This window comes from Thioalkalivibrio sp. ALJ12, assembly GCF_000378305.1.
Taxonomy (GTDB): Bacteria; Pseudomonadota; Gammaproteobacteria; order Ectothiorhodospirales; family Ectothiorhodospiraceae; genus Thioalkalivibrio.
Genome location: NZ_KB899539.1, coordinates 435,681 through 456,779, shown reverse-complemented (window position 1 = coordinate 456,779; position 21,099 = coordinate 435,681). Strand labels below are relative to the sequence as shown.

20 protein-coding genes are annotated in these 21,099 nt (G+C 65.3%); 11 read left to right on the top strand and 9 right to left on the bottom strand.

The genetic code is table 11. The annotated features are described in order from the left end of the window. Positions 1-163: 163 nt before the first annotated feature. Positions 164-724 (bottom strand): Smr/MutS family protein, encoded by a 561-nt coding sequence (locus F467_RS0109470; protein ID WP_018139393.1) that lies wholly within the window; start codon positions 722-724, stop codon positions 164-166. 125 nt (positions 725-849) lie between these two features. Between F467_RS0109470 and surE the strand changes: the two genes are divergently transcribed. The 5 genes from surE to rpoS are packed head-to-tail and all read left to right on the top strand — an operon-like array spanning position 850 to position 4,784. Next, on the top strand, positions 850-1,623 hold the full coding sequence (gene surE, locus F467_RS0109465; RefSeq protein WP_018139394.1) for a 5'/3'-nucleotidase SurE: 774 nt from the start codon (positions 850-852) through the stop codon (positions 1,621-1,623). Continuing rightward, the gene (locus F467_RS0109460; RefSeq protein WP_026182228.1) at positions 1,613-2,278 is read left to right on the top strand and encodes a protein-L-isoaspartate(D-aspartate) O-methyltransferase; all 666 of its coding nucleotides are present in this window, start codon (positions 1,613-1,615) and stop codon (positions 2,276-2,278) included. Before surE ends, F467_RS0109460 begins: the two co-directional genes overlap by 11 nt. 47 nt (positions 2,279-2,325) lie before the next feature. After that, positions 2,326-2,910 carry a YqaA family protein gene (locus F467_RS0109455; RefSeq protein ID WP_018139396.1) on the top strand — a complete coding sequence of 195 codons (585 nt, stop codon included), beginning with the start codon at positions 2,326-2,328 and terminating at the stop codon, positions 2,908-2,910. Positions 2,911-2,941: 31 nt separating this feature from the next. Further along, complete coding sequence (locus F467_RS0109450; RefSeq protein ID WP_018139397.1) at positions 2,942-3,682, top strand: peptidoglycan DD-metalloendopeptidase family protein; 741 nt, start codon at positions 2,942-2,944, stop codon at positions 3,680-3,682. A gap of 25 nt (positions 3,683-3,707) precedes the next feature. Then, complete coding sequence (gene rpoS / locus F467_RS0109445) at positions 3,708-4,784, top strand: RNA polymerase sigma factor RpoS (protein ID WP_018139398.1); 1,077 nt, start codon at positions 3,708-3,710, stop codon at positions 4,782-4,784. 24 nt (positions 4,785-4,808) lie between these two features. Here the strand turns inward: rpoS and F467_RS0109440 are convergent, their stop codons facing one another. Continuing rightward, positions 4,809-5,189: an Mth938-like domain-containing protein gene (locus F467_RS0109440; protein WP_018139399.1), complete on the bottom strand. Its 381-nt coding sequence runs from the start codon at positions 5,187-5,189 to the stop codon at positions 4,809-4,811. Positions 5,190-5,384: 195 nt separating this feature from the next. Here F467_RS0109440 and alaC point away from each other — a divergent pair, with 195 nt between their 5' ends. Genes alaC through thrC form a run of 3 tightly spaced genes read left to right on the top strand, consistent with a single transcriptional unit; the run spans position 5,385 to position 9,182 of the window. Further along, positions 5,385-6,632: an alanine transaminase gene (alaC, locus tag F467_RS0109435; protein WP_018139400.1), complete on the top strand. Its 1,248-nt coding sequence runs from the start codon at positions 5,385-5,387 to the stop codon at positions 6,630-6,632. A gap of 55 nt (positions 6,633-6,687) precedes the next feature. Further along, entirely contained in the window at positions 6,688-8,001 is a 1,314-nt protein-coding gene (locus F467_RS0109430) for a homoserine dehydrogenase (RefSeq protein WP_018139401.1), read from the top strand. Positions 8,002-8,039: 38 nt separating this feature from the next. Beyond that, positions 8,040-9,182: a threonine synthase gene (gene thrC / locus F467_RS0109425; RefSeq protein WP_012982677.1), complete on the top strand. Its 1,143-nt coding sequence runs from the start codon at positions 8,040-8,042 to the stop codon at positions 9,180-9,182. A gap of 37 nt (positions 9,183-9,219) precedes the next feature. Here thrC and F467_RS0109420 read toward each other — a convergent pair whose 3' ends face one another. Next, positions 9,220-10,008, bottom strand: a complete 789-nt coding sequence (locus F467_RS0109420) for a RibD family protein (protein ID WP_018139402.1) — start codon at positions 10,006-10,008, stop codon at positions 9,220-9,222. A gap of 146 nt (positions 10,009-10,154) precedes the next feature. Between F467_RS0109420 and ribA the strand changes: the two genes are divergently transcribed. Continuing rightward, positions 10,155-11,300 carry a GTP cyclohydrolase II RibA gene (gene ribA, locus F467_RS0109415; RefSeq protein WP_018139403.1) on the top strand — a complete coding sequence of 382 codons (1,146 nt, stop codon included), beginning with the start codon at positions 10,155-10,157 and terminating at the stop codon, positions 11,298-11,300. Between the two features lie 41 nt (positions 11,301-11,341). Here ribA and F467_RS0109410 read toward each other — a convergent pair whose 3' ends face one another. Beyond that, a complete protein-coding gene (locus F467_RS0109410) occupies positions 11,342-12,769 on the bottom strand; it encodes a Glu/Leu/Phe/Val dehydrogenase (RefSeq protein WP_018139404.1) in 1,428 nt (475 codons plus the stop codon). Positions 12,770-12,832: 63 nt separating this feature from the next. Between F467_RS0109410 and dusA the strand changes: the two genes are divergently transcribed. After that, entirely contained in the window at positions 12,833-13,810 is a 978-nt protein-coding gene (gene dusA / locus F467_RS0109405; protein ID WP_018875309.1) for a tRNA dihydrouridine(20/20a) synthase DusA, read from the top strand. A gap of 11 nt (positions 13,811-13,821) precedes the next feature. Here the strand turns inward: dusA and F467_RS0109400 are convergent, their stop codons facing one another. After that, complete coding sequence (locus tag F467_RS0109400; protein WP_018139406.1) at positions 13,822-14,985, bottom strand: cupin domain-containing protein; 1,164 nt, start codon at positions 14,983-14,985, stop codon at positions 13,822-13,824. Between the two features lie 4 nt (positions 14,986-14,989). Further along, positions 14,990-16,357 carry an adenylosuccinate lyase gene (gene purB / locus F467_RS0109395; protein ID WP_018139407.1) on the bottom strand — a complete coding sequence of 456 codons (1,368 nt, stop codon included), beginning with the start codon at positions 16,355-16,357 and terminating at the stop codon, positions 14,990-14,992. A 118-nt stretch (positions 16,358-16,475) separates the two neighbouring features. Between purB and F467_RS0109390 the strand changes: the two genes are divergently transcribed. Then, a complete protein-coding gene (locus F467_RS0109390) occupies positions 16,476-17,864 on the top strand; it encodes a lyase family protein (RefSeq protein ID WP_018139408.1) in 1,389 nt (462 codons plus the stop codon). A gap of 3 nt (positions 17,865-17,867) precedes the next feature. On the opposite strand, the gene F467_RS0109385 is transcribed toward F467_RS0109390, so the two are convergent. The 3 genes from F467_RS0109385 to F467_RS0109375 are packed head-to-tail and all read right to left on the bottom strand — an operon-like array spanning position 17,868 to position 21,091. Next, positions 17,868-19,817, bottom strand: coding sequence for a bifunctional diguanylate cyclase/phosphodiesterase (locus F467_RS0109385; protein WP_018139409.1), 1,950 nt, complete (start codon positions 19,815-19,817; stop codon positions 17,868-17,870). Between the two features lie 45 nt (positions 19,818-19,862). Continuing rightward, positions 19,863-20,702 carry an HDOD domain-containing protein gene (locus F467_RS0109380; protein ID WP_018139410.1) on the bottom strand — a complete coding sequence of 280 codons (840 nt, stop codon included), beginning with the start codon at positions 20,700-20,702 and terminating at the stop codon, positions 19,863-19,865. Further along, entirely contained in the window at positions 20,699-21,091 is a 393-nt protein-coding gene (locus F467_RS0109375) for a hypothetical protein (RefSeq protein WP_018139411.1), read from the bottom strand. Before F467_RS0109375 ends, F467_RS0109380 begins: the two co-directional genes overlap by 4 nt. Positions 21,092-21,099: the final 8 nt, after the last annotated feature.

Here is a 21,099-nt window from a genome sequence, read left to right as displayed (position 1 = left end):
GTACAGAGCATGGTACGGATTACCGAAGATTGCAAGGACTGGCGTAGGAAAAACGTGAACCAGTCCCGCGCTGAATCCCCAGCCTGGAATCAGTCTAAGCCTAAGAATCAGCGAATGGGAATATGTGACTTAAGTATAGCTGGTGGGCGTGGTAATGCGCGTGCTAGCGCTGCGCTTTCGGCCGCTTCAGGAGGACATACACGGCGCCCGTACCACCATCGGCGGGCGGCGCGGAGCAGAACGCCAGCACGTCGTGGCGCTGGCGCAGCCAGTGATCCGTGAGCCCCTTCAGGACGGGTCCTTTTTGCCGCGAGCGCATGCCCTTGCCATGCACCACACGGACGCAGAGGCGCCCATGCGCGCGGGCTTGATCGAGAAACTGCCCGATCGCCTGTCGCGCCTCGTCCGCGAACATGCCGTGCATGTCGAGTTCATCTTCCACGCGGTAGTGGCCACTGCGAAGTTTACGAAAAATGCGGTGGCTGATGCCGTCGCGGGCATAGCGCAGCTCGTCACCCGGCTGGAGCTCGGAGGCGCCGATCGGATCGCTGAGCCAGTCGGAATGGGCGGCCGCCTCGTCGCGGTCACGTTGATGGGCGCGGGCAGGGGGGCGCGGCTTGCCGGTGTCGGCCTGGTCATGGTGCAGGCGTCGCACATCGCCAATCGCACGCAGGAATTCGTCCGCGTCATCGGGCATATCGTTGGGATCATCACCGGAGTTCATGGCAGGATACTCGCGTTTTCCGTGGCGTGGACGGAGAAGAACCTCAGGCAGACGGTGAGGTTCGTGACCGCGCTCGGTGTTCCGAATCCAGTATATTAGGCCACTTCCCAGCGACCCCAATCCGAATGCGCATTCTGGTAAGCAACGACGATGGTATCCATGCGCCCGGCATCCAGTGCCTGGCCAAATGTCTGCGTGAAGTCGCGGAGGTGCGGGTTGTGGCGCCGGATCGTGACCGCAGTGGTGCGTCCAACAGCCTGACGCTGGTGCGTCCGGTGCGAGCACGGGAAGTGGGGCATGACGGGATTCAGGTGGACGGGACGCCGACGGACTGTGTGCATCTCGCATTGACCGGCCTGCTGGGCGAGTGGGAGCCGGATGTCGTGATCTCCGGGATCAACTCCGGTGCCAATATGGGTGACGATGTGCTGTATTCCGGCACCGTCGCCGCAGCGATGGAAGGGCGTTTCCTGGGTTTGCCGGCTATTGCGGTCTCGCTCGTCGGCACGGACCTCACGAACTATGACGCGGCCGGCCGTATCGTGCTGGATCTGCTGGACCGGATTCATCGCGTTCCCCTGCCGGCCGCGACGATCCTGAACGTCAATGTCCCCGATCTGCCGCGTGACGAGATCCGCGGTGTACAGGCGACACGCCTGGGTAACCGGCACCGGGCCGAGCCGATGATCGCGGACGCCGATCCGCGTGGGCGACCGATCTACTGGGTGGGCCCGGCGGGGTCGGAACAGGACGCCGGGCCGGGTACGGATTTTCATGCGGTGCGAGAGGGCTATGTGTCGGTGACTCCTATTCAGGTGGACTTAACGCGTTACGACGCCATCGATACGGTGGGCCGCTGGCTGGAGGATGCAACGCCCGGGAGCCATCATGGTTCCTGATGCGCGCGGGGCCGGTTTGACGTCGGGCCGAGCAAGAGAACGACTGATCCGCTTGCTGGAAGGTCAGGGTATCCATGACCGCCGGGTGCTCGAGGCCGTTCGCGATGTCCCTCGCCACTTGTTTGTCGAGGAGGCGCTGAGCCATCGGGCTTACGAGAACATCGCGCTGCCTATCGGGCATCGTCAGACGATCTCGCAACCGTTTATTGTCGCGCGCATGACCGAGGCCCTGCTGGAGGGCGGTCCTGTGAGCACGGTGCTGGAGATTGGCACCGGGTCCGGCTATCAGGCGGCCGTTCTCGCCAAGCTCGTGGACCGCGTCTACTCCGTCGAACGCATCCAGGCGCTCAGCCGCAACGCGCGGGAGCTGTTAAGCCGCCTGGGGATCAACAACGTGAACCTGCGGCACGGCGATGGGGCGGAAGGCTGGCCCGAGCGCGCGCCGTTCGACGGCATCATCCTGACCGCCGCACCGCACAACGTTCCGGAGACCCTGCTGACACAGCTGGCCCTCAACGGCCGTCTGGTAGCCCCTGTGGAGGGACCGGACGGGCGCCAGCAACTGGTGCGCTATACGCGGACCGAAGAGGCCTATGTGCGCGATATCCTCGATGCGGTCATGTTCGTTCCTATGTTACCCGGGGCCGAGCAGTGAGGTGCGCGGGTGCCGAGGCGTGATGTCTGCAGCCACCGGGGATCGGCATGAAGCTGTTTGAGCCGTTGTACGATCGGGTCATGCAGTGGTCCCGCCACCGTCATGCCCCGCGCTACCTGGCGACACTGTCGTTTGCCGAATCCTCCTTTTTTCCAGTGCCACCGGATGTCATGCTGGCGCCGATGGCGGCCGCCCGACCACGGGCGGCCTGGCGCCTCGCCGCCCTGACGACGATCTTCTCCGTACTGGGCGGCTTGCTGGGGTATCTGATCGGGTGGGCCGCGTTCGAATGGATTGGACCATGGCTGGAACGCTGGGGATACGGCGGCGAGATCGCGCAGGCCGAGGCCTGGTTTGCCGTCTGGGGCGTGTGGGTGGTGCTGATCGCCGGGTTCTCGCCCATCCCGTACAAGCTGTTCACGGTGACCGCCGGGGCCCTGTCGATGGCCCTGATCCCATTCGTGATTGCATCGCTGATCGGGAGGGGGCTGCGGTTCTTCCTGGTCGCACTCGTGATGGCCTGGGCGGGGCCTCGAGCCGAGCAGCACCTGCGACCCTATATGGAACGTATTGGCTGGGCAGGTGTGGTCGTGCTGCTGGGCGCGATGGTGATCGTGCTGTTGATGGAATGACGCCTTGAGTCGGCGATTCTTGCAAACGCTCATGCTGGTGGCCATCGCGGGCCTGGTTGTCGCTTTGGTCAGCGGTTGCGCGACACGTGCCCCCAGCGGCAGCAGCGACACGTCGCGTGCCAGTGGCCCGGTGCCTGCGACCCATACGGTTCAGCGCGAAGAAACCCTTTACCGCATTGCCCACCGCTACGGTCTGGACTGGCGTGAAGTCGCCCAGCGCAACGCGATTAGCGCGCCGTACATCATCTACCCCGGGCAGGAACTGCGTCTGCGCGGGGCTGCGCGCTCGTCGCCGCCGCAGGCCCCACGCCAGCAGCGGCAGGAATCCTCAACCGCGAGCAGCAGTGACGGTGATAGTGGTGCATCGCGGGAAGCCGCGCGCTCGGATCCACCGCCGGATGACCCGGGTGGGTGGCGTTGGCCGGCGGATGGCGACGTCCTTCGTGGTTTCTCCAGCAGCGGAACGCGGCGAGGGCTCGCGATTGGCGGAGAACGCGGCGACGAGGTGCGGGCGACGCGGTCCGGAGAGGTGGTCTATGCAGGTGGCGGCCTCGTGGGGTATGGTCGACTGATCATCTTGAAACACGACGCGCGCTTTCTGAGCGCCTATGGCCACAACGACGAGCTCCTGGTCTCCGAAGGGGATCAGGTCGAGGCCGGCGAGACGATAGCGCGTCTGGGTTCATCGGGTGCGGAGCGCCCAATGCTGCACTTCGAGATACGGGTAGACGGAACACCCGTGGATCCGACCCGATATCTGCCGGATCGCTAGATAGAAAAGGGAGTACAGGGCATCCATGGCTAAATCCCGGAAGCCGGTCGATTCCGCGCTGGACGAAGAACACCTGATGGATGACGGAACCGGTCAGTCGGGTGAGGAGAATCCTGCCGAACACCTCGGCGCGAACGGCGATCCTCTGGCGACTGGAGAGAGTCCCGAAGAGGTCGAGGTCCCGCCCCCGGAAGACGAGAAGGAACTCTCCCCGGAACAGGATGTTCCAGTACGCCCCCGAACACTGCGCGATGCCCGGCCGGCCGAGCTCGACGCCATCCAGATTTACCTGCGTGACATTGAATACCGGCCCCTGCTGACCCCCGAAGAAGAGCGCAAGTACGCGCGCCTGGCCCGTGATGGCGACGAATCCGGGCGGCGCCGCATGATCGAGTGCAACCTTCGGCTGGTGGTGAAGATCGCGCGGCGCTACCTGAATCGCGGTCTGCCGCTCCTGGATCTGATCGAGGAGGGCAATCTGGGCCTGATGCACGCGGTGGAGAAATTCGACCCCGAACGCGGTTTTCGGTTCTCGACCTACGCGACGTGGTGGATCCGGCAGACGATCGAGCGCGCCCTGATGAACCAGGGGCGCACGATTCGCATCCCGGTGCATGTCAGCAAGGAGCTGCGGATGCACGCGCGGATCGCCCGCAACCTGACGCAGGAACTGGGCCGTGACCCCACCGAGGAAGAGCTGGCCCAGCGCCTGGGCAAGCCCGTGGCCGAGATCCAGAAACTCCGGGCGATGTCGGAGCCGTCAACCTCCATGGACCTGCCGCCCGGGCCGGACGGCGAACGTTCGCTTACGGATATCCTGGCGGACGTGAATGCGCAGGAGCCGTCGTCGCTGCTGGAGGATCAGGACATTCAGCACCTGGTGGACGAGTGGCTGGGTGAACTGGATTACAAGCAGCGCGAGGTGCTTGTGCGACGCTTCGGGTTGCATGGATTCGAGCGTTCGACCCTGGAGCAGGTGGGGGCCGAGATCGGCGTGACACGCGAACGGGTGCGCCAGATTCAGATGGATGCCCTGAAGCGCTTGCGGCGTTTGCTTGAGTCACGCGGTATGAAGGGCGACGAGGTACTGCCCAACTCCTGACGGCGAGGTGCCGTAAGGCTTAGCTCAGTCGCCGCCGTCGATGATCAGGGCGGCCGCCACCTCGCGACCCTCGGCCATGATCAGGTTGTAGGTCCGGCAGGCGGCAGCGGTATCCATGATCTCCACGCCGAATCCTTCGCGGCGCAAATGCCGCCATACGGCCCGGTCCGGAAAGCGTTGCACCTCGCCGGTACCGATCAGCAGCACCTCCGGGGGATGATCGATCACGGGTTGCAGGTGTTCGACCGCCAGCGCGTCGACGGAATCGACCGGCCAGTCTTGCTGCAGCGCATTCGGGCGCACGATCAGGCTGCGGGTGTACCCCACCTGGTTGATCCCCACCGCACCCGACTCGTAGCCGGTCACGATGTAGGTCTCTTCGCTGGTGACTTCGGAGAACAGCATGCGCTACACGCTACTCCGCGCGCGAGGCAGGCTCAAGATCAGGCATTTGTAGCCGGGCCAGTTTGGTGCCCGATTCGTTGACAGAGGCGGGCCCGGGTTATACTTTGGCGCGCTTTCCGGTGCGGTATTCAAGGGGATTCCGCGGCGTCTCCCCGACCTGCTGCCGGCTCGCTTGGCCCAACCAGGACCTGACCTGTGACCGACGTCTTTCCCCGTATCGAGCGCCTCCCGCCCTACGTCTTCAACATCGTGAACCAGTTGAAGGCCGAGGCGCGTGCCCGCGGCGAGGACATTATCGACTTCGGTATGGGCAATCCGGACCAGCCGACCCCGCGTCACATCGTCGACAAGCTCTGCGAGGCCGCGCAGCGCGGCGATACGCATCGCTATTCGGTGTCCAAGGGCATTCCGCGGCTGCGCAGGGCGATTACGCGCTGGTACAAGAGCGAATTCGATGTGGAGCTGGACCCGGAGACCGAGGCGATCGTGACCATCGGGTCCAAGGAAGGTCTCGCGCATCTGGCGCTGGCCACCCTGGGGCCCGGGGACGCGGTGCTGGTTCCGAATCCCGCCTATCCGATCCACCCTTATGGCTGCGTGATTGCCGGGGCGGACGTACGCCATGTGCCGCTGACGCCGGACGTCGACTTCTTCGCCGAGCTGGAGCGGGCGATTCAGGATTCCTGGCCGAAGCCGAAGATGCTGATCCTGAACTTCCCGGCCAACCCGACCACGCAGTGCGTGGACCGGGACTTCTTCGAACGGGTCGTGGCGATCTGCAAGGAGCATGGCATCTGGATCGTGCACGATCTTGCCTATGCCGAGATCAGCTTCGATGGCTACAAGGCACCGTCGATTCTGGAAGTGCCGGGTGCGAAGGATATCGCGGTCGAGTTTTACACCCTGTCCAAGACCTACAACATGCCGGGCTGGCGAGTCGGTTTCATGTGTGGCAACCCGACGTTGGTAGCCGCACTGGCGCGCATCAAGTCCTATCTGGATTACGGCACCTTCACGCCGATCCAGGTCGCCGCGATCGCCGCGCTGGAGGGTCCGCAGGACTGCGTCGACGAGATTCGCGAGCTTTATCGTTCTCGCCGCGACGTGCTGTGCGAGGGGCTCGGCAAGCTGGGCTGGCATGTGGAGAAGCCGAAGGCGACCATGTTCGTCTGGGCGCCGATCCCGGAGGCCTATCGCGAGATGGGGTCGCTCGAGTTCGCCAAGAAGCTGTTGCGGGACGCCAAGGTCGCGGTCTCGCCGGGCGTTGGTTTCGGCAACTACGGCGACGACTTCGTGCGCTTCAGCCTGATCGAGAACGAACAGCGCACGCGGCAGGCCCTGCGCGGGATCAAGGCCATGTTCCGCGCTGACTCGATCCTGGCGGATGCCACCGTCGAGCCGACCGAGCCGACCGAGCCGACCGAGCCGGCTCGGGGCGAATAGCAATCAAGCACTCATTCGGGCGGTAGCGCCCGCACGCAGACAAGACAAGGCTTTTATGACGCCGGTAAAGATTGGAATCCTGGGGCTGGGCACGGTTGGCTGTGGCACCGTCAATGTGCTGGACCGTAACGGAATCGAGATCGCGCGCCGGGCTGGCCGTGGCATCCAGGTGGTCGCAGCCGCCGCGCGTGATATCAAGCGTGAGCGCGACTGCGATTGCTCGCAGATTCGCCTGACCACGGACCCCGCGGCGGTCGTCAACGACCCGGAGGTTGAGGTCGTCGTCGAACTGATGGGCGGCACCGACCCGGCGCTGAACCTGGTGCTGGCTGCGATCGACGCCGGCAAGCACGTGGTCACCGCGAACAAGGCCCTGATCGCCCTGCACGGCAACACCATCTTCCAGCGCGCCCAGGAGAAGGGCGTGATGGTCGCGTTCGAGGCCGCGGTGGCCGGGGGCATCCCGATCATCAAGGCCATCCGCGAGGGCCTGGCCGGCAACCAGATCGAGTGGCTCGCCGGGATTATCAATGGGACCGGCAACTTCATCCTGACGGAGATGCGTGACAAGGGCCGCGACTTCGACGACGTCCTCGCCGAAGCCCAGGCGCTCGGTTATGCCGAGGCCGACCCGACCTTCGACGTGGAGGGCATCGATGCCGCCCACAAGCTGGCGATCCTGGCGTCCATCGCCTTCGGTATCCCGCTGCAGTTCGACCGGGTTGCGGTCGAGGGCATCAGCAATATCACCCGCGAGGACGTCGGTTTCGCCGCCGAACTGGGCTACCGCATCAAGCATCTGGGGATTGCCCGGCGCACCGACAAGGGCTACGAACTGCGCGTGCACCCGACCCTGATCCCGGAGCGCCGGCTGATCGCCAACGTCGACGGCGTGATGAACGCGGTGCTGGTCAATGCCGACGCGGTGGGCCCGACGCTGTACTACGGCGCGGGTGCCGGTGCCGAGGCCACCGCCTCGGCGGTGGTGGCCGATCTGGTCGACGTCGTGCGCGCCCTGACCACGGACCCCGAGAACCGGGTCCCGCATCTCGCCTTCCAGCCGGATGCCCTGTCGGACAAGCCGGTGCTGGATCTGTCCGAGGTGGAGACGTCCTTCTATCTGCGCCTGCGTACCCAGGACCGTCCGGGCGTGCTGGCCGACATCACCCGTATCCTGGGCGAGCACGGCATCAGTATCGAGGCGATCCTGCAACGCGAGCCGGATCCGGAGCGCGGCGAGGCCACGATCATCATGCTGACGCACAAGGTCCGCGAGGGCGCGATGAACGAGGCGATCGCCGCGCTCGAGGCGCTGGATCACCTGCTAACCCCGATTACTCGTATCCGCATGGAAGCGCTGGGCCGCTAGGCTCCGAGTTTCCTGCGCAACACGCTAAAGAGAACACCATGGCCTTTGGACATCGCTATACCGGACTGATCGAACGTTACCGTGACCGCCTGCCGGTGCACGACGACACGCGCATCATCTCGCTGGGCGAGGGCAATACACCGCTGATCCGCCTGAACAATATCCCGCGGGACCTGGCGCGCGAGGTCGAGATTTACGTGAAGTTCGAGGGCCTGAACCCGACCGGCTCGTTCAAGGACCGCGGCATGACCATGGCGGTCACCAAGGCCGTGGAAGAAGGCTCGCGCGCGATTGTCTGCGCCTCCACCGGTAACACCTCCGCCGCGGCCGCCGCCTATGCGGCACGCGCCGGGATCACGGCATTCGTCGTCATCCCAGATGGAAAGATCGCGATGGGCAAGCTGGCCCAGGCGATGATGCACGGCGCCACCGTGATCCAGATCGAGGGCAACTTTGACGATGGCATGCGCCTGGTGAAGGAGGTCGCCTCCAACACGCCGGTGACCCTGGTGAACTCGGTCAATCCGTATCGCCTGCAGGGCCAGAAGACCGCGGCCTTCGAGATCGTCGAGGAACTGGGCCGCGCCCCGGATTATCACTGTCTGCCGGTGGGCAATGCGGGCAACATCACCGCGCACTGGATCGGCTACAGCGAAATGGCCGCCAAGAGCAGCGACGACGTGACGGATGCCTGCTCCTATTGCAAGGGCCACTGCAAGTACGCCGGTGGTGGCATGGTGGGTAACCGCCCGCACATGGTCGGCTATCAGGCGGCCGGCTCCGCGCCCTTCATGCGCGGCGCAATGGTCGACGACCCGGACACCGTGGCCACTGCGATCCGCATTGGGCACCCACAGTCCTGGGACATGGCCTGGAAGGTGCGCGAGGAATCCAGCGGCTGGTTCGACGAGTGCCAGGACGACGAGATCCTGGCCGCGCAGAAGCTTCTGGCCGAGAAGGAAGGCGTGTTCTGCGAGCCCGCCTCGGCGGCGTCGCTGGCCGGCGCCCTGCGCGATATCCGTGAGGGCAAGATTCGGGAGGGCTCCACCGTGGTGTGCACCCTCACGGGTAACGGCCTGAAGGATCCCGACACGGCCATCGCACAGAGCGTGGTCCAGCCGACCAAGGTCCCGGCGGAGCTGGACGCGGTCTCCCGCGCGATCCGCGACAACCTCGCCTGAGACCCTTTAATAATCGCAGCGAGCAGCCCCGAAGTGCTCAGGGCTTGCTGCGCAGGTCCAGGTCGTAGAGGGTGTCGCCACCCAGCCGGAAGATGCGGCAGGGCGGGCGCAGGGCCTGATCGAGGGTGTCGATCTCGGGCAGGGTGATGCCTTGGCGCCCGGAGCCGATCAGCATCGGTGCGATCGTCAGATGCAGGCGATCGAGAGTGTCACTGGCGAGAAAGCGCGACACCGTCCGGCCTCCGCCCTCGACCAGCAGTCGATGCAGCCCATGCTCGGCCGCCAGGCGGTCGCGGAGCTCGGGCGGCGCAAAGCGGCCATCGGCATCGACGGGCATCTCCATGCATTCGACGTGGCCGGGCATGTCGCAGGGGCCGTGGCCCTCGGCGTGGACGACCAGCGTTTTCACCTCGCCGTCCTGGAAGACGCGGGCACTGGACCGGATTCGTCCATCCGGGTCGAGGATGACCCGCACCGGATGGACGCCCTCGGCCTTGCGGACGGTGAGACGCGGGTCGTCGGCGACTACGGTGCCGGCACCCACTACGACGCCGTCCACCAACGCACGCAAGCGGTGCAGGTGCTCGATGTCCTCGGGGCCGGTTACATACTGGGAGTGCCCGCTCTGAGTGGCGATGCGGCCGTCCAGGCTCTGGCCCAGTTGCGCGACGGTGATACTCTCCGCCTCGATGATCGGGCCGTAGAGCTCCAGCAGGTCGTGCGCAGCCGGGGCAAGGGGGCCGGGCAGGGGGCAGCAGCCCGGATCGGCACGCTGGGCCAGCAGCCAGCGCCAGGCCTCTTCCTCGGTCACCGGATAGGCGGTCATGCCTGGAAAACCCGGGTTTCGCGACCCTTTAGGGGCACATGCGATAGGCTTGGGGGAGACGACAGGGGTGACGGGTCACGGCTGGACAGAGTGGAATTCGCGTCCTGCGGGCTGGTCATAAGAAAAACTCCATTGGGAAGGACCTGATGCACAACGCCGATCGTGGGATTTTCGACCTTCGCCGGGGCCATCCGGTTTTGCTGAGCGGCGAGCAGTCCAGCGTACTGGTTGCTGCCGTTGAAGGTCTGACCCCGGTGTTGCTGGATCGCCTGACGCATATGACCGGCGGCCGCCCCCGTCTGATTCTAACGCCCCACCGCGCGTCCGCAATGGGCTGGCCGCAACCACTGGCCGAGGGATGGGAAGGCGTGGCGCTGGAGTTTGCGCCCGGAACGGACCCCGAGGCACTGTTTACCCTGGCCAGTGCGCCTGAGGCCTCTAACGAGGGCGAGCACCCGACCCACGCGCTGGACCAGGCGGACGTTCGGCCCGCCGAGCCCGCGGAAGTCGCGGCGCTGGAGCTGGCCCGCGCCGGTCGTCTGCTGCCGGCCGTCGTATCGGCGCGCGTGCCCGAACCCGTACCCGAGGCCATCCACTCGGCGCTGGCCGACGGGATGTTCCTGGACGTGGACGAGCGCGAGGCACGAGCGGTCGCACATCACCCACGCCTGGAACTGGCCTACGTGAGCGAAGCCCCGGTACCCCTGGCCGATGCCCCGGTGACCCGCTTCATGCTGTTCCGGGAGGGTAACGGGATCCTGGAACACGTGGCGGTGGTCATCGGCGAGCCGAACGAATGGCCGGAGGCCGTCCCGGTACGGCTGCATTCGGCCTGCCTGACGGGCGATCTGTTTGGCAGCCTGCGCTGTGACTGCGGCGATCAGTTGCGTCTCGGTGTGAAGACGATCAACGAGAGTGGTGGCGGGGTGCTGCTGTATCTGGCCCAGGAAGGGCGGGGCATCGGCCTGGCCAACAAGCTGCGCGCCTACACGATGCAAACGGCGGGTCTGGACACGATTGACTCCGACTGCCAGCTGGGGTTCGAGGCCGATGGGCGTCGCTACGATGCCGCCGTGGAGATGCTGGAGTTTCTCGGCATCGACACGGTGCGCGTGCTGACCAACAACCCCGCGAAGATCGAGGCGCTGCGCGCCGGGGGCATCCAGGTGGTGGCCCGCGAGCCCGTCCACGGCACGCTCAACCCCCACAACCTGCGCTACCTCAGTACCAAGGCGGACCGCGGCGGTCACTGGCTGCAGGAACTGCTTGCGTCGGAGGCCGAGCGGGGCTAAACGGCCCTCCCGCCTCCGCGCGGACCGGACCGGGATATCGGTCAGATCAGCCTCAGGTCACTGCGGGCCCGCACGATCTTGCGCAGGGCAATCAGGTAGGCCGCAGTACGGTAATCCAGCACCGCTCCATTGCTCTCCACCTCGCGGGTCTCGTACATCTCGCTGAAGGCCTCGCGCATGGTGTCATCGAGGCCGGAGCGGACCAGGTCGATCTCCTCTGCGCCGCGCACGATGGATTCGCGTATCCAGTCCGGCAGCTTGTGGTCCGTGGACATCTCGATCGCGGTGACCAGATGCTGGCCCTGCGACTGGTCATAGCGCCGCTCGAGGCGTCCGAAGCGCATGTGGGCGAGATTGCGCACCCACTCGAAGTACGAGACCACGACGCCGCCTGCATTGACGAAGACATCCGGCAGGATGGTAATGCCGCGGTCCTGCAGGATCTGGTCGGCCTCGAAGGTCACCGGGCCGTTCGCGGCCTCCGCGATCAGTCGGGCCTGGATGTTGGGCGCATTCTCGCGATGGATCGCGCCCTCGAGTGCCGCCGGAATCAGGATGTCGCATTCGCGTTCCATGATCCGGTTGCCATTGCGCTCGAATTCCACGCCGGCGAAGCCTTCCATGGTCCCGGAGCGGCGTACGTAGTCGTTCAGGGCGTCGACATCGATCCCGTCCTCGCAATAGACCCCGCCATCACTCTTGATCACCCCGACGATTTTGGCGTGGTCGTCGTTCTGCAGGAAATGGGCGGCGTGATAGCCCACATTGCCGAAGCCCTGAACGATGATGCGCTGGTCGCCCAGGCCGCCTTCCAGCCCGGCTTCGCGCGCGGCATTGCCCTCGCGGAAGAAGGCCTGCAGGGCGTACTGAACGCCGCGCCCGGTGGCCTCCAGACGACCCCGCATGCCGCCCAGGTCGACGGGCTTGCCGGTCACGGCGGCGCTGTGGTTGACGTCTTCCGGATGGCGTTCGCGATAGGTCTCCATGATCCACGCCATCTCGCGCTGCGAGGTCCCGACGTCCGGGGCCGGCACGTTCTGCGCGGGACTGATGTAGTCGCGCTGGATCAGTTCGTGGGCGAAACGGCGGGTGATCCGCTCCATCTCCCACTCGTCATACTTGCGCGGATCGATGCGCAGCCCGCCCTTGGAACCCCCAAACGGGATATCCACGATCGCGCACTTGTAGGTCATCAGGGCGGCCAGGGCCTCCGCATGTCCCTGGTCCATGGTGGGGGAGAATCGCAGCCCCCCTTTGACCGGGAGACGGTGGGAGGAGTGCACGGCACGCCAGCCGGTAAAGACCTCGATGCGGTCGCGAAAGCGGATCGGAAAGCTCACCTGGATGACCGAGTCGCAGGCCTTGATTGCATCCATCGCACCTTCGGGCAACTCGAGGAAATGCATGGCGCGATCGACCATGTGTGAGACACTGTCCAGAAAGGTTTCCGGCGTTTCGTTTTCCGACATGCGTACTTATCCCTTGGCATTCCGGGCACCACCCGCAGGGCGGGCGGCGCCGTGACTGAATCGTTGCGGTTTCCCGATCCGCGTTTTTCGGTGGCGCCGATGATGGACTGGACCGACTCCTGGTGCCGGCGTTTCCATCGGCTGCTGACCCGGCGCGCTCTGTTGTACACCGAGATGGTACACGCCAACGCGGTGATTCACGGTGATCGCGACCGGCTGCTGGGCCATGTCGCGGCGGAACACCCGCTGGCGCTGCAGCTAGGTGGATCGGATCCCGACACGCTCGCTCAGGCCGCCCGCATCGCGGCAGAGCGAGGCTTTGACGAGATCAACCTGAACGTCGGCTGCCCCTCCGACCGCGTGCAGTCGGGCACGTTCGGCGCCTGCCTGATGGCGCAACCGGAGCGGGTGGCCGAAATGGTGCGCGCGATGCAGGATGCGGTCGACGTTCCGGTGACCGTCAAGCATCGTATCGGGATTGACGAACAGGATTCCGAGGCCGATCTGCGCACGTTTGTCGAAACTGTGGCGCGGGGCGGCTGCCAGCAATTCATCGTGCATGCCCGCAAGGCGTGGCTGCAAGGCCTGAGCCCCAAGGACAACCGCGATGTTCCGCCACTGGACTACGAGCGCGTGTTCCGTCTGAAGGCGGAGTTTCCGGAACTGACCATCGTGCTGAATGGCGGCCTGGACAATGTCCGCGCGGCGCACGGCTATCTCGAGCGGGTGGACGGGGTGATGTTCGGGCGACTGGCCTACCACCAGCCGTGGGTGCTGTCCGAGGTCGACCAGCTTTATTTCGACGAGCCCGGGACGGTGACACGCGAGGCCGTGCTGCAGGGTCTGATCGACATGGCCCGCGAGATGCGCGCCGAGGGCGTCCCGCTGGCACGGCTGACACGGCATGTGCTGGGTCTGTTTCACGGCGAGCCGGGAGCGCGCCAGTGGCGGCGCATCCTGACCGAGGGTGCACATCGGCCGGATGCCGGACCGGAGCTGATCGAGCGTGCGGCGGAGCCCTGCCTGCGGGCCTGTGCCTGAATGTCCGGGCCTCAGGTCTGCGTGGAGTCCTCAGCGGGCTCCAGCCAGCCTTCCTCCAGGCCGTCGCGAAGCATTTGGTGAATCTCCGGCCATTGGTGTTCCCAGTGCCGCGGATCGAGCGTCTCCGTAGCGCACAGCTGCTCCAGTTGGTCCGGCGACAGGGTGTCGGCCGGGTAGCTGTGCCCGGCGGCGCAGAGGACCGGCCCCGTCGGCGTCTTCAGCCAGTGGCGCCGAATACCCGGGTGAATACGGCACGCCCTCGCTGCGGCGAGAGGATCTCCGGGATGCAGTTCGACGTTCCCCGCAGGCCGGCTCAGTACGCGCCCGAGGAAGGCATCCAGTTCCGTGTCGTCGGCGGCGAGCATCTCGCGCAGGATGCCGCGCAGCCGGGTGCGGTCGTGTGACGGCAGTTCGCTCGCGTAGGCGGACACCGGGCGCTGGGGATCGCTGTATCGGGGCGCTTCGCCGACCCGGTTGGCCCGTTCTTCCAGGAACCCGGTCAGCAGATCGAGGTAGGTCGGGGCACGAAAGCCGACCGACCAGGTCATGCACTGATCATCCAGGGAGAGGCCGTAGTGGGGCAGGTTGGGGGGCAGGTAGAGCAGGTCACCGGGTTCAACATCCCAGCTCTCGCTTGGCTCGAACTCGCGCAGGATCGCCAGCGGCAGGTCGTCGTGGCAGTCCAGCGGTCCCGGTGGCGACTGGATCTGCCAGCGCCGACGCCCGGCCGCCTGAAAGAGAAAGACATCGTAGGCATCGACATGGGGCCCGACCGATCCCTCGGGTGCTGCGTAGGAGATCATCAGATCGTCGCGGCGCCAGCGCGGGACAAAGTCGAACCGGGCCAGGAAGTCCCGCCCCTCGGGCCAGAAGCGCTCGACGTCACTGACCAGCAGGGTCCAGGCGCGATCGGGCAGGGAGGCGAAGTGATCTTCTTCGAACGGGCCGTATTCGACTTCCCAGTCGCCGTGGTCAGTGTGGCCGAGTACGAGCCGGGCGCCGGCATCCGGATCACAGGCGAGTCCGGCCAGGTCGTCGGGCTCGATGGGGTTGGAAAAGCCCGATATTGCGCCGCGCACCAGCAGAGGCTTTTGTTGCCAGTAGTCCCGGAGAAACTCCGCCGGTGAGAGCCCGCCCAGCAGCTCCAGGGCCTGATTCGGGTCGTAGGCGGGCAACGCGTTACTCGTCGCGCGCCAGCTGGCTGGCGATCCCCGTGTAGCGGCCCGGGGTCAGCTTGCGCAGGCTCTGTTTCGCCTCGTCCGGGATCTCCAGGCCGTCGATGAATTCGGCCAGCGCCTGCGGCGTAATGCGCTGGCCACGGGTCAGCGCCTTCAGCTTCTCGTAGGGAGAATCGATCCCGTAACGGCGCATCACCGTCTGCACAGCCTCGCCCAGCACCTCCCAGTTCTGGTCGAGATCCTCGTCCAGGCGGCCGGGTTCGATCTCCAGCTTGCCCAGACCGCGTTGGAAGGCCTTGTAGGCGATCAGCGACCAGGCGAAGCCCATGCCGATGTTGCGCAGCACGGTCGAGTCGGTCAGGTCACGCTGAAAGCGCGAGACCGGGAGCTTGCTCGCCAGGTGATCGAACACGGCATTGGCCAGCCCGAGGTTGCCTTCCGCGTTCTCGAAGTCGATCGGGTTGACCTTGTGCGGCATGGTCGAGGACCCGACCTCGCCGGCCACGACCTTCTGCTTGAAGTAACCCAGCGAGATGTAGCCCCAGATGTCGCGCGAGGCATCCAGCAGGATCGTGTTCAGACGCATGAAGGCGTGAAACAGCTCGGCCAGGAAGTCGTGCGGTTCGATCTGGGTGGTGTGGGTATTGGGGGCTAGCCCGAGGCTCTCCACCATGCGCCGCGAAAGCGACGGCCAATCCACTTCCGGGTAGGCCGCGTAGTGGGCATTGAAGTTACCCACCGCACCGTTGATCTTGCCCAGGCATTCGTTGGCGGCGATTGCGGCGCGCTGCCGCTCCAGACGGTGGACCACGTTGGCCAGTTCCTTGCCCATGGTCGTGGGCGAGGCCGGCTGACCGTGGGTCCGGGCCAGCAGGGGCTGATCGGCGAAGCGCCGAGCGAGCTCGCGCAGCGGCTCCAGCACGGCATCGAGCGCCGGCAGCATCACGTGATTGCGCGCCTCGCGGACCATCACCCCGTAGGCGAGGTTATTGATGTCCTCGGAGGTGCAGGCGAAGTGCACGAACTCGATCTGGCTTTGCAGATCGGTCCGGTCGCGCATCTGCTCCTTGATGTAGTACTCGATAGCCTTGACGTCGTGATTGGTCGTGGCCTCAATCTCCTTCACCCGGGTGCCGGCGACCTCGTCAAATTCCAGGGCAATCTCGTCCAGGAACGCCTCCGCCTCTGCGGTTAGCGGCGGGACCTCGGGGATAGCGGGCTCCGCCGCCAGGGCCTTGAGCCACGCAATCTCCACCCGTACCCGGGCCTGCATCAGACCCTGTTCGGAAAAATAGGGGGCCAGGTCGCGGGTGTGCCGGGCGTAGCGGCCATCGACGGGACTGATCGCGGACAGGGGGCTCAGGGACATGATGCACTCGAGTCGGAATGGGTGGGTCCGCAGGGCGTGTGGGGCATGCGCTCTGCGGACGGTCGATTGACGCGGCGCAGTATAATACAAAGCTACGCCCGATCATTTGGAGGAGTGCATGTCGAAGTCCCCGACCCGCCAGGAGCAGGACAGCCTCGGACCGGTGGAAGTCCCCAGGGATGCCCTGTGGGGCGCACAGACCCAACGCGCCATCGACAACTTTCAGATTGCCGGCCGGCCCATGCCGCAGGCGTTCATTCGGGCCCTTGCGCTGACCAAGGCGGCCTGTGCGGAGGCCAACCAGGAACTGGGGCAGCTCCCGGACGCCGTGGCGAACGCGATTGTGGCGGCGGCCGAGGCGGTCGCGGCGGGCGAGCATGCGGACGCCTTCCCGGTTGACGTCTATCAGACGGGGTCGGGCACCAGCACCAACATGAACATGAACGAGGTGCTCGCGCGGATCGCATCGGGTAGTGAGGAACCGGTCCATCCGAACGATCATGTCAATCGCTCGCAGAGCTCCAACGACGTGATCCCGACCGCGTTGCATGTATCTGCGGCGCTGGCGCTGGAGGAGGAACTGGTCCCTGCGCTGCGCCACTTGATTGCCACGATCGCCCGCCGCGAGCGCGATGTGGGGGCGCTAGTCAAGACCGGGCGTACGCACTTGATGGATGCGATGCCCGTGACGATGGGGCAGGAACTCTCCGGCTGGCGTACCCAACTGGAACTGGACCTGGATCGCCTGGAGCACACCCGTGTGCGCACCCAGCGTCTGGCCATTGGCGCGACTGCAGTGGGCACCGGCATCAATGCACCGCCGGCCTTCGGCGCGCGTGTAACAGGGCGCCTGGCCGAGCGAACCGGCCTGCCGTTTGTGCACGAGGGTAACGGTTTTGCGGCACTGGCCAGTCAGGACAGTGCGGTGGAGCTTTCCGGGCAGTTGCGCACGGTGGCCGTCGGGCTCACCAAGATCGCGAACGATCTGCGCTGGATGAACTCGGGCCCCCTGGCGGGGCTGGGCGAGATTGCCTTGCCGGCCCTGCAACCAGGCAGCTCGATCATGCCGGGCAAAGTGAACCCGGTAATCCCGGAGGCCGTGATTATGGCTTCGCAACAGGTGACCGGCCTGGATGCGGCGATCACCGCCGCCGGCGCCGCGGGCAATTTCCAGCTGAACGTCGGCCTCCCGCTGATTGCCGACAATCTGTTGAGTCAGATCGGTCTGCTGGCACGGGCCTCTACCCATCTGTCGGATCGGGCGATCGCGGGCTTCACCGTGAACGAGGACAACCTGCGGGCCGCGCTGGATCGCAACCCGATCCTGGTCACGGCCCTGAACGCCGAGATCGGCTACGAGGCGGGGGCGCGCATCGCCAAGGAGGCCTATGCCACCGGGCGGCCCATCCTGGACGTCGCGGCGGAGCACACGGATATCCCGCGCGAGCGGCTGCAGGTACTGCTGGATCCGGCGAAGTTGACGGGCCCGGAGGGTGCCGGCGGGTAAGGCTTATCCGGCCCACGGGAGGCGGGTCCGGTCCTGCAGCAGGGTGTGGAAGTCATTGAAGGGCATGGGGTGCGCAAAGAAATAGCCCTGTGCCTCGTTGCAGCCGAATTCGCGCAGGATTTCGGCCTGGCGTTCGGTTTCGACGCCTTCGGCGATGATGTTCAGCCCCAGGGTATGCGCCATCTGGATGATGGCCTGAACAATCCGCGCGTCGCCGTCGCTGCGTTCGAGGTCCTGGACGAAGGAACGGTCGATCTTGAGGGTGTCCGCTGGCAGCTTCTTCAGCTGAATCAGCGAGGCATGGCCGGTACCGAAATCGTCCACGGCCAGCCGCATACCGATCTTGCGCAGGCGCTCAAACATGCGGGCGGCACCCTTCGGGTCATCCATGATGGTGGTTTCGGTCAGTTCCAGCTCGATGCACTCGGGCGCGACGTTCGCGGCCTGCAGGATGGCGTGAAAGTCTCCGGCGAGGTCGGGCTGGCGTAGCTGCCGTGCGGAGACGTTGATGGCGACACGGAAGGCGTGATCCCGGCCCTGCGAGGGCAGTCGCTTGAGGTCCTGGCAGACCTGGCGCAGCACCCACTCCCCAATGGCCTCGATCAGGGTCATGTCCTCCGCCAGCTCGATGAAGTGGCTGGGGGGCAACAGCCCAAGCTTCGGGTGCTGCCAGCGGATCAGCGCCTCTGCGCCGAGGATATCGCCGGTATGCAGGTCGACCTTTGGCTGGTAGTGCAGGACCAGTTGATCTTGCTCAATGGCGGTCCCCAGTTCCTTTTCCAGCTCGAAATGGCGAAAGGTGCGGGAATTCAGGTCCTGGGTGTAGAAGCGGAAGCCGTTGCGGCCACGTTGCTTGGCCTCGTACATGGCCGCATCGGCGTTGCTGAGCAGGACATCAGAGTCTTCCCCGTCGTAGGGAAACACGGCGATCCCGCAGGAGGCGCTGGTCACCACGGGCCGATCAAAGATCGTACGTTCGACCGCGGTCGTGCGCACGACGTCGGTGACCAGTCGCACACAGCCCTCGAGACCCTGTAGATCCTCGACCAGGATGCCGAACTCGTCGCCCCCCAGGCGCGACAGGGTCGCGCGCAAGGGACGCCCCGATCGGTCGTGGCTGCGATCCAGCAGCTGTCCGAGATCCTGTGCCACCTTGCGGATCAGCTCGTCGCCGGCGCGATGGCCGAGCGAGTCGTTCAGGCGCTTGAAGTTGTCCAGATCCAGCAGGATCAACGCGATGTGATGATCGGTTCCCTGATGGCGGGTAATGGCTTGGGACAGACGGTCACTGAACAGCATCCGGTTGGGGAGGTTGGTCAGCGAGTCGTGGGACTGGTGATGAAGCAGTTCGCGTGACTGGTGCTCGGTAATCCGCTGCAAGGCCTTCTGGCGCCGGTCCATCATCTGGAACAGGTCGGCGCTCTCGAGGGCATAGGCGGTATTGAACAGGACCATCGTCAGGGTCGAGAGGGTCATCTCGTGGCGCTGGAGGTCGTTCTGGCGAAAGCGGGCGGCAAACATGCCGCGAATGCGGGTCCGGGTCGAGATGACATGGAGCAGCACGTTCTCGCCGTCGAAGCGTGAAGGCAGGCAGACCGGATGATTCTGATGCAGCGCCCAGGAGAAAGTGCCTTCCTGAATCAGATCCTCGACGGCATCCGCGAGGTCGTATTCATCCTCCTGAGGATGCTGTTGATAGGCGAGATCAAACGAAGACTCGCCGTCGAGGATGTAGACGGCCATGTCGCGGGCCGGCAGCAGACGCCGGATGGATTCCAGACTGCTCTGGATGATCAGGTCTGGGCTGCGATTGCGGTCGGTGTCGCCAAAGATCGCGGTAGTCGAGGCGAGCACGTCCATCGCGTAGGCGTTCGCCTCCAGCGCTTCCTCGAGGAAACGGATGCGCTCATGCAGCGCATTGACCTCTTCAGGCGTTTTGTACGAAGGGCTCATGCCGGGTCGTCCTTTACCTGCATCCGTGCGCTCATCCGTCCCTCGTCAGTCCAGCAGGATCGCCTGCATCTGTCCGAGCTGTTTCCGGGCATCGCCGATCACGGCCTCGTAGGTCTCCATCTCCAGACCAATGCGGTCGAAGGTCTCTGCTTCCACGGGCGGAACGAAGCGTTCGCCAGACGAGCCCAGCCGCAAGGCGTTGGCGATGCTGTCCGCCACATGGACGATCGCGGTCTCGACCGGGAAGGCCTGTGCGTCACCCGGCGCATGGTGGAAACGGGTGGCCTCCACCTGTGCCGGTGACATGCCCCAGCGCTCCATCAATTCCGCGCCAATGGCGGCATGGTCGAAGCCGAGAAATTCGGTTTCCGCTTCGAACAGCAGCATGCGTTCGCGCTCGCGGATATTGATCAGCTCCTCGGTGCGACTGGACAGATGCAGGAACATCAGCAGACGTCCCAGGTCATGCATGATCCCGTAGAGATAAAGCCGTTCGATGTTGGCCTCGCGCCGGAATCGCGCGATCGAGCGGCTCAGCACGCCGACGGCCAGGCTGTGCCGCCAGAAGGACTCCATGTCCACGCCGATCACCGGCACGCCGCGAAAGTGTTCGATCACGACCGTCGATATCACGATCTGGCGCATCTGCTGCAGGCCGATGATGGAGACGGCCCTGTGCAGGGTGTCGATCGGTTCCGGGAAGCCATAGAGCGAGGAGTTCGCCACCTTGAGCGTCTTGGCCGCGATCGTGGGGTCCAGTTCCACAGCCTCGGTGATGGCCGCGACGTTGGCCGTCGGGTCGCTCAGGCGCGTGAAGATGGTGTTGTAGCTTCCGGAGAAGCTGCACAGGGCATCGTCGGTGGCGAGGAACTCGTCAACGGTCATGCCTGTTCACTCTGCCTTCTCGGTGCGTAGCGGCACAGGTCATCCAGCAGGGCTTTCCGCGCCAGAAGGTAGATGCCAGACATGGGGTGATCCTCGATCGAGCAATGCTGAAAACGCTCGGCCAGGATCTCGTCGGCGCGGGCCTCTATCTCTGGGGTGGGCTCGGTGGCGGGGGGCTCATCAGGCTCGTGCGGGGACGACATGGAGACGTCGTCGGCACCCTCGTCGAGCACTTCAACCGCTGTGATTCCCCAGGACAGCAGTACTCGAATCTGCTTGTCCTGGAGGACCATGCCAGCGGGGATCAGCAGCCTGCCCGAGCGGTCATAAACCGCAGTCGCCAGTGTATTGCCGGACCTCACGTCCTCTATGGATACCCGACGCGTCATGCTGTGAC

Excerpts from the sequence above, each read along its gene's own strand:
- F467_RS0109470 (WP_018139393.1), bottom strand. The coding sequence starts at position 724 with ATGAACTCCGGTGATGATCCCAACGATATGCCCGATGACGCGGACGAA.
- surE (WP_018139394.1), top strand. The coding sequence starts at position 850 with ATGCGCATTCTGGTAAGCAACGACGATGGTATCCATGCGCCCGGCATC.
- F467_RS0109460 (WP_026182228.1), top strand. The coding sequence starts at position 1,613 with ATGGTTCCTGATGCGCGCGGGGCCGGTTTGACGTCGGGCCGAGCAAGA.
- F467_RS0109455 (WP_018139396.1), top strand. The coding sequence starts at position 2,326 with ATGAAGCTGTTTGAGCCGTTGTACGATCGGGTCATGCAGTGGTCCCGC.
- F467_RS0109450 (WP_018139397.1), top strand. The coding sequence starts at position 2,942 with ATGCTGGTGGCCATCGCGGGCCTGGTTGTCGCTTTGGTCAGCGGTTGC.
- rpoS (WP_018139398.1), top strand. The coding sequence starts at position 3,708 with ATGGCTAAATCCCGGAAGCCGGTCGATTCCGCGCTGGACGAAGAACAC.
- F467_RS0109440 (WP_018139399.1), bottom strand. The coding sequence starts at position 5,189 with ATGCTGTTCTCCGAAGTCACCAGCGAAGAGACCTACATCGTGACCGGC.
- F467_RS0109430 (WP_018139401.1), top strand. The coding sequence starts at position 6,688 with ATGACGCCGGTAAAGATTGGAATCCTGGGGCTGGGCACGGTTGGCTGT.
- thrC (WP_012982677.1), top strand. The coding sequence starts at position 8,040 with ATGGCCTTTGGACATCGCTATACCGGACTGATCGAACGTTACCGTGAC.
- F467_RS0109420 (WP_018139402.1), bottom strand. The coding sequence starts at position 10,008 with ATGACCGCCTATCCGGTGACCGAGGAAGAGGCCTGGCGCTGGCTGCTG.
- ribA (WP_018139403.1), top strand. The coding sequence starts at position 10,155 with ATGCACAACGCCGATCGTGGGATTTTCGACCTTCGCCGGGGCCATCCG.
- F467_RS0109410 (WP_018139404.1), bottom strand. The coding sequence starts at position 12,769 with ATGTCGGAAAACGAAACGCCGGAAACCTTTCTGGACAGTGTCTCACAC.
- purB (WP_018139407.1), bottom strand. The coding sequence starts at position 16,357 with ATGTCCCTGAGCCCCCTGTCCGCGATCAGTCCCGTCGATGGCCGCTAC.
- F467_RS0109390 (WP_018139408.1), top strand. The coding sequence starts at position 16,476 with ATGTCGAAGTCCCCGACCCGCCAGGAGCAGGACAGCCTCGGACCGGTG.
- F467_RS0109385 (WP_018139409.1), bottom strand. The coding sequence starts at position 19,817 with ATGAGCCCTTCGTACAAAACGCCTGAAGAGGTCAATGCGCTGCATGAG.
- F467_RS0109380 (WP_018139410.1), bottom strand. The coding sequence starts at position 20,702 with ATGACCGTTGACGAGTTCCTCGCCACCGACGATGCCCTGTGCAGCTTC.
- F467_RS0109375 (WP_018139411.1), bottom strand. The coding sequence starts at position 21,091 with ATGACGCGTCGGGTATCCATAGAGGACGTGAGGTCCGGCAATACACTG.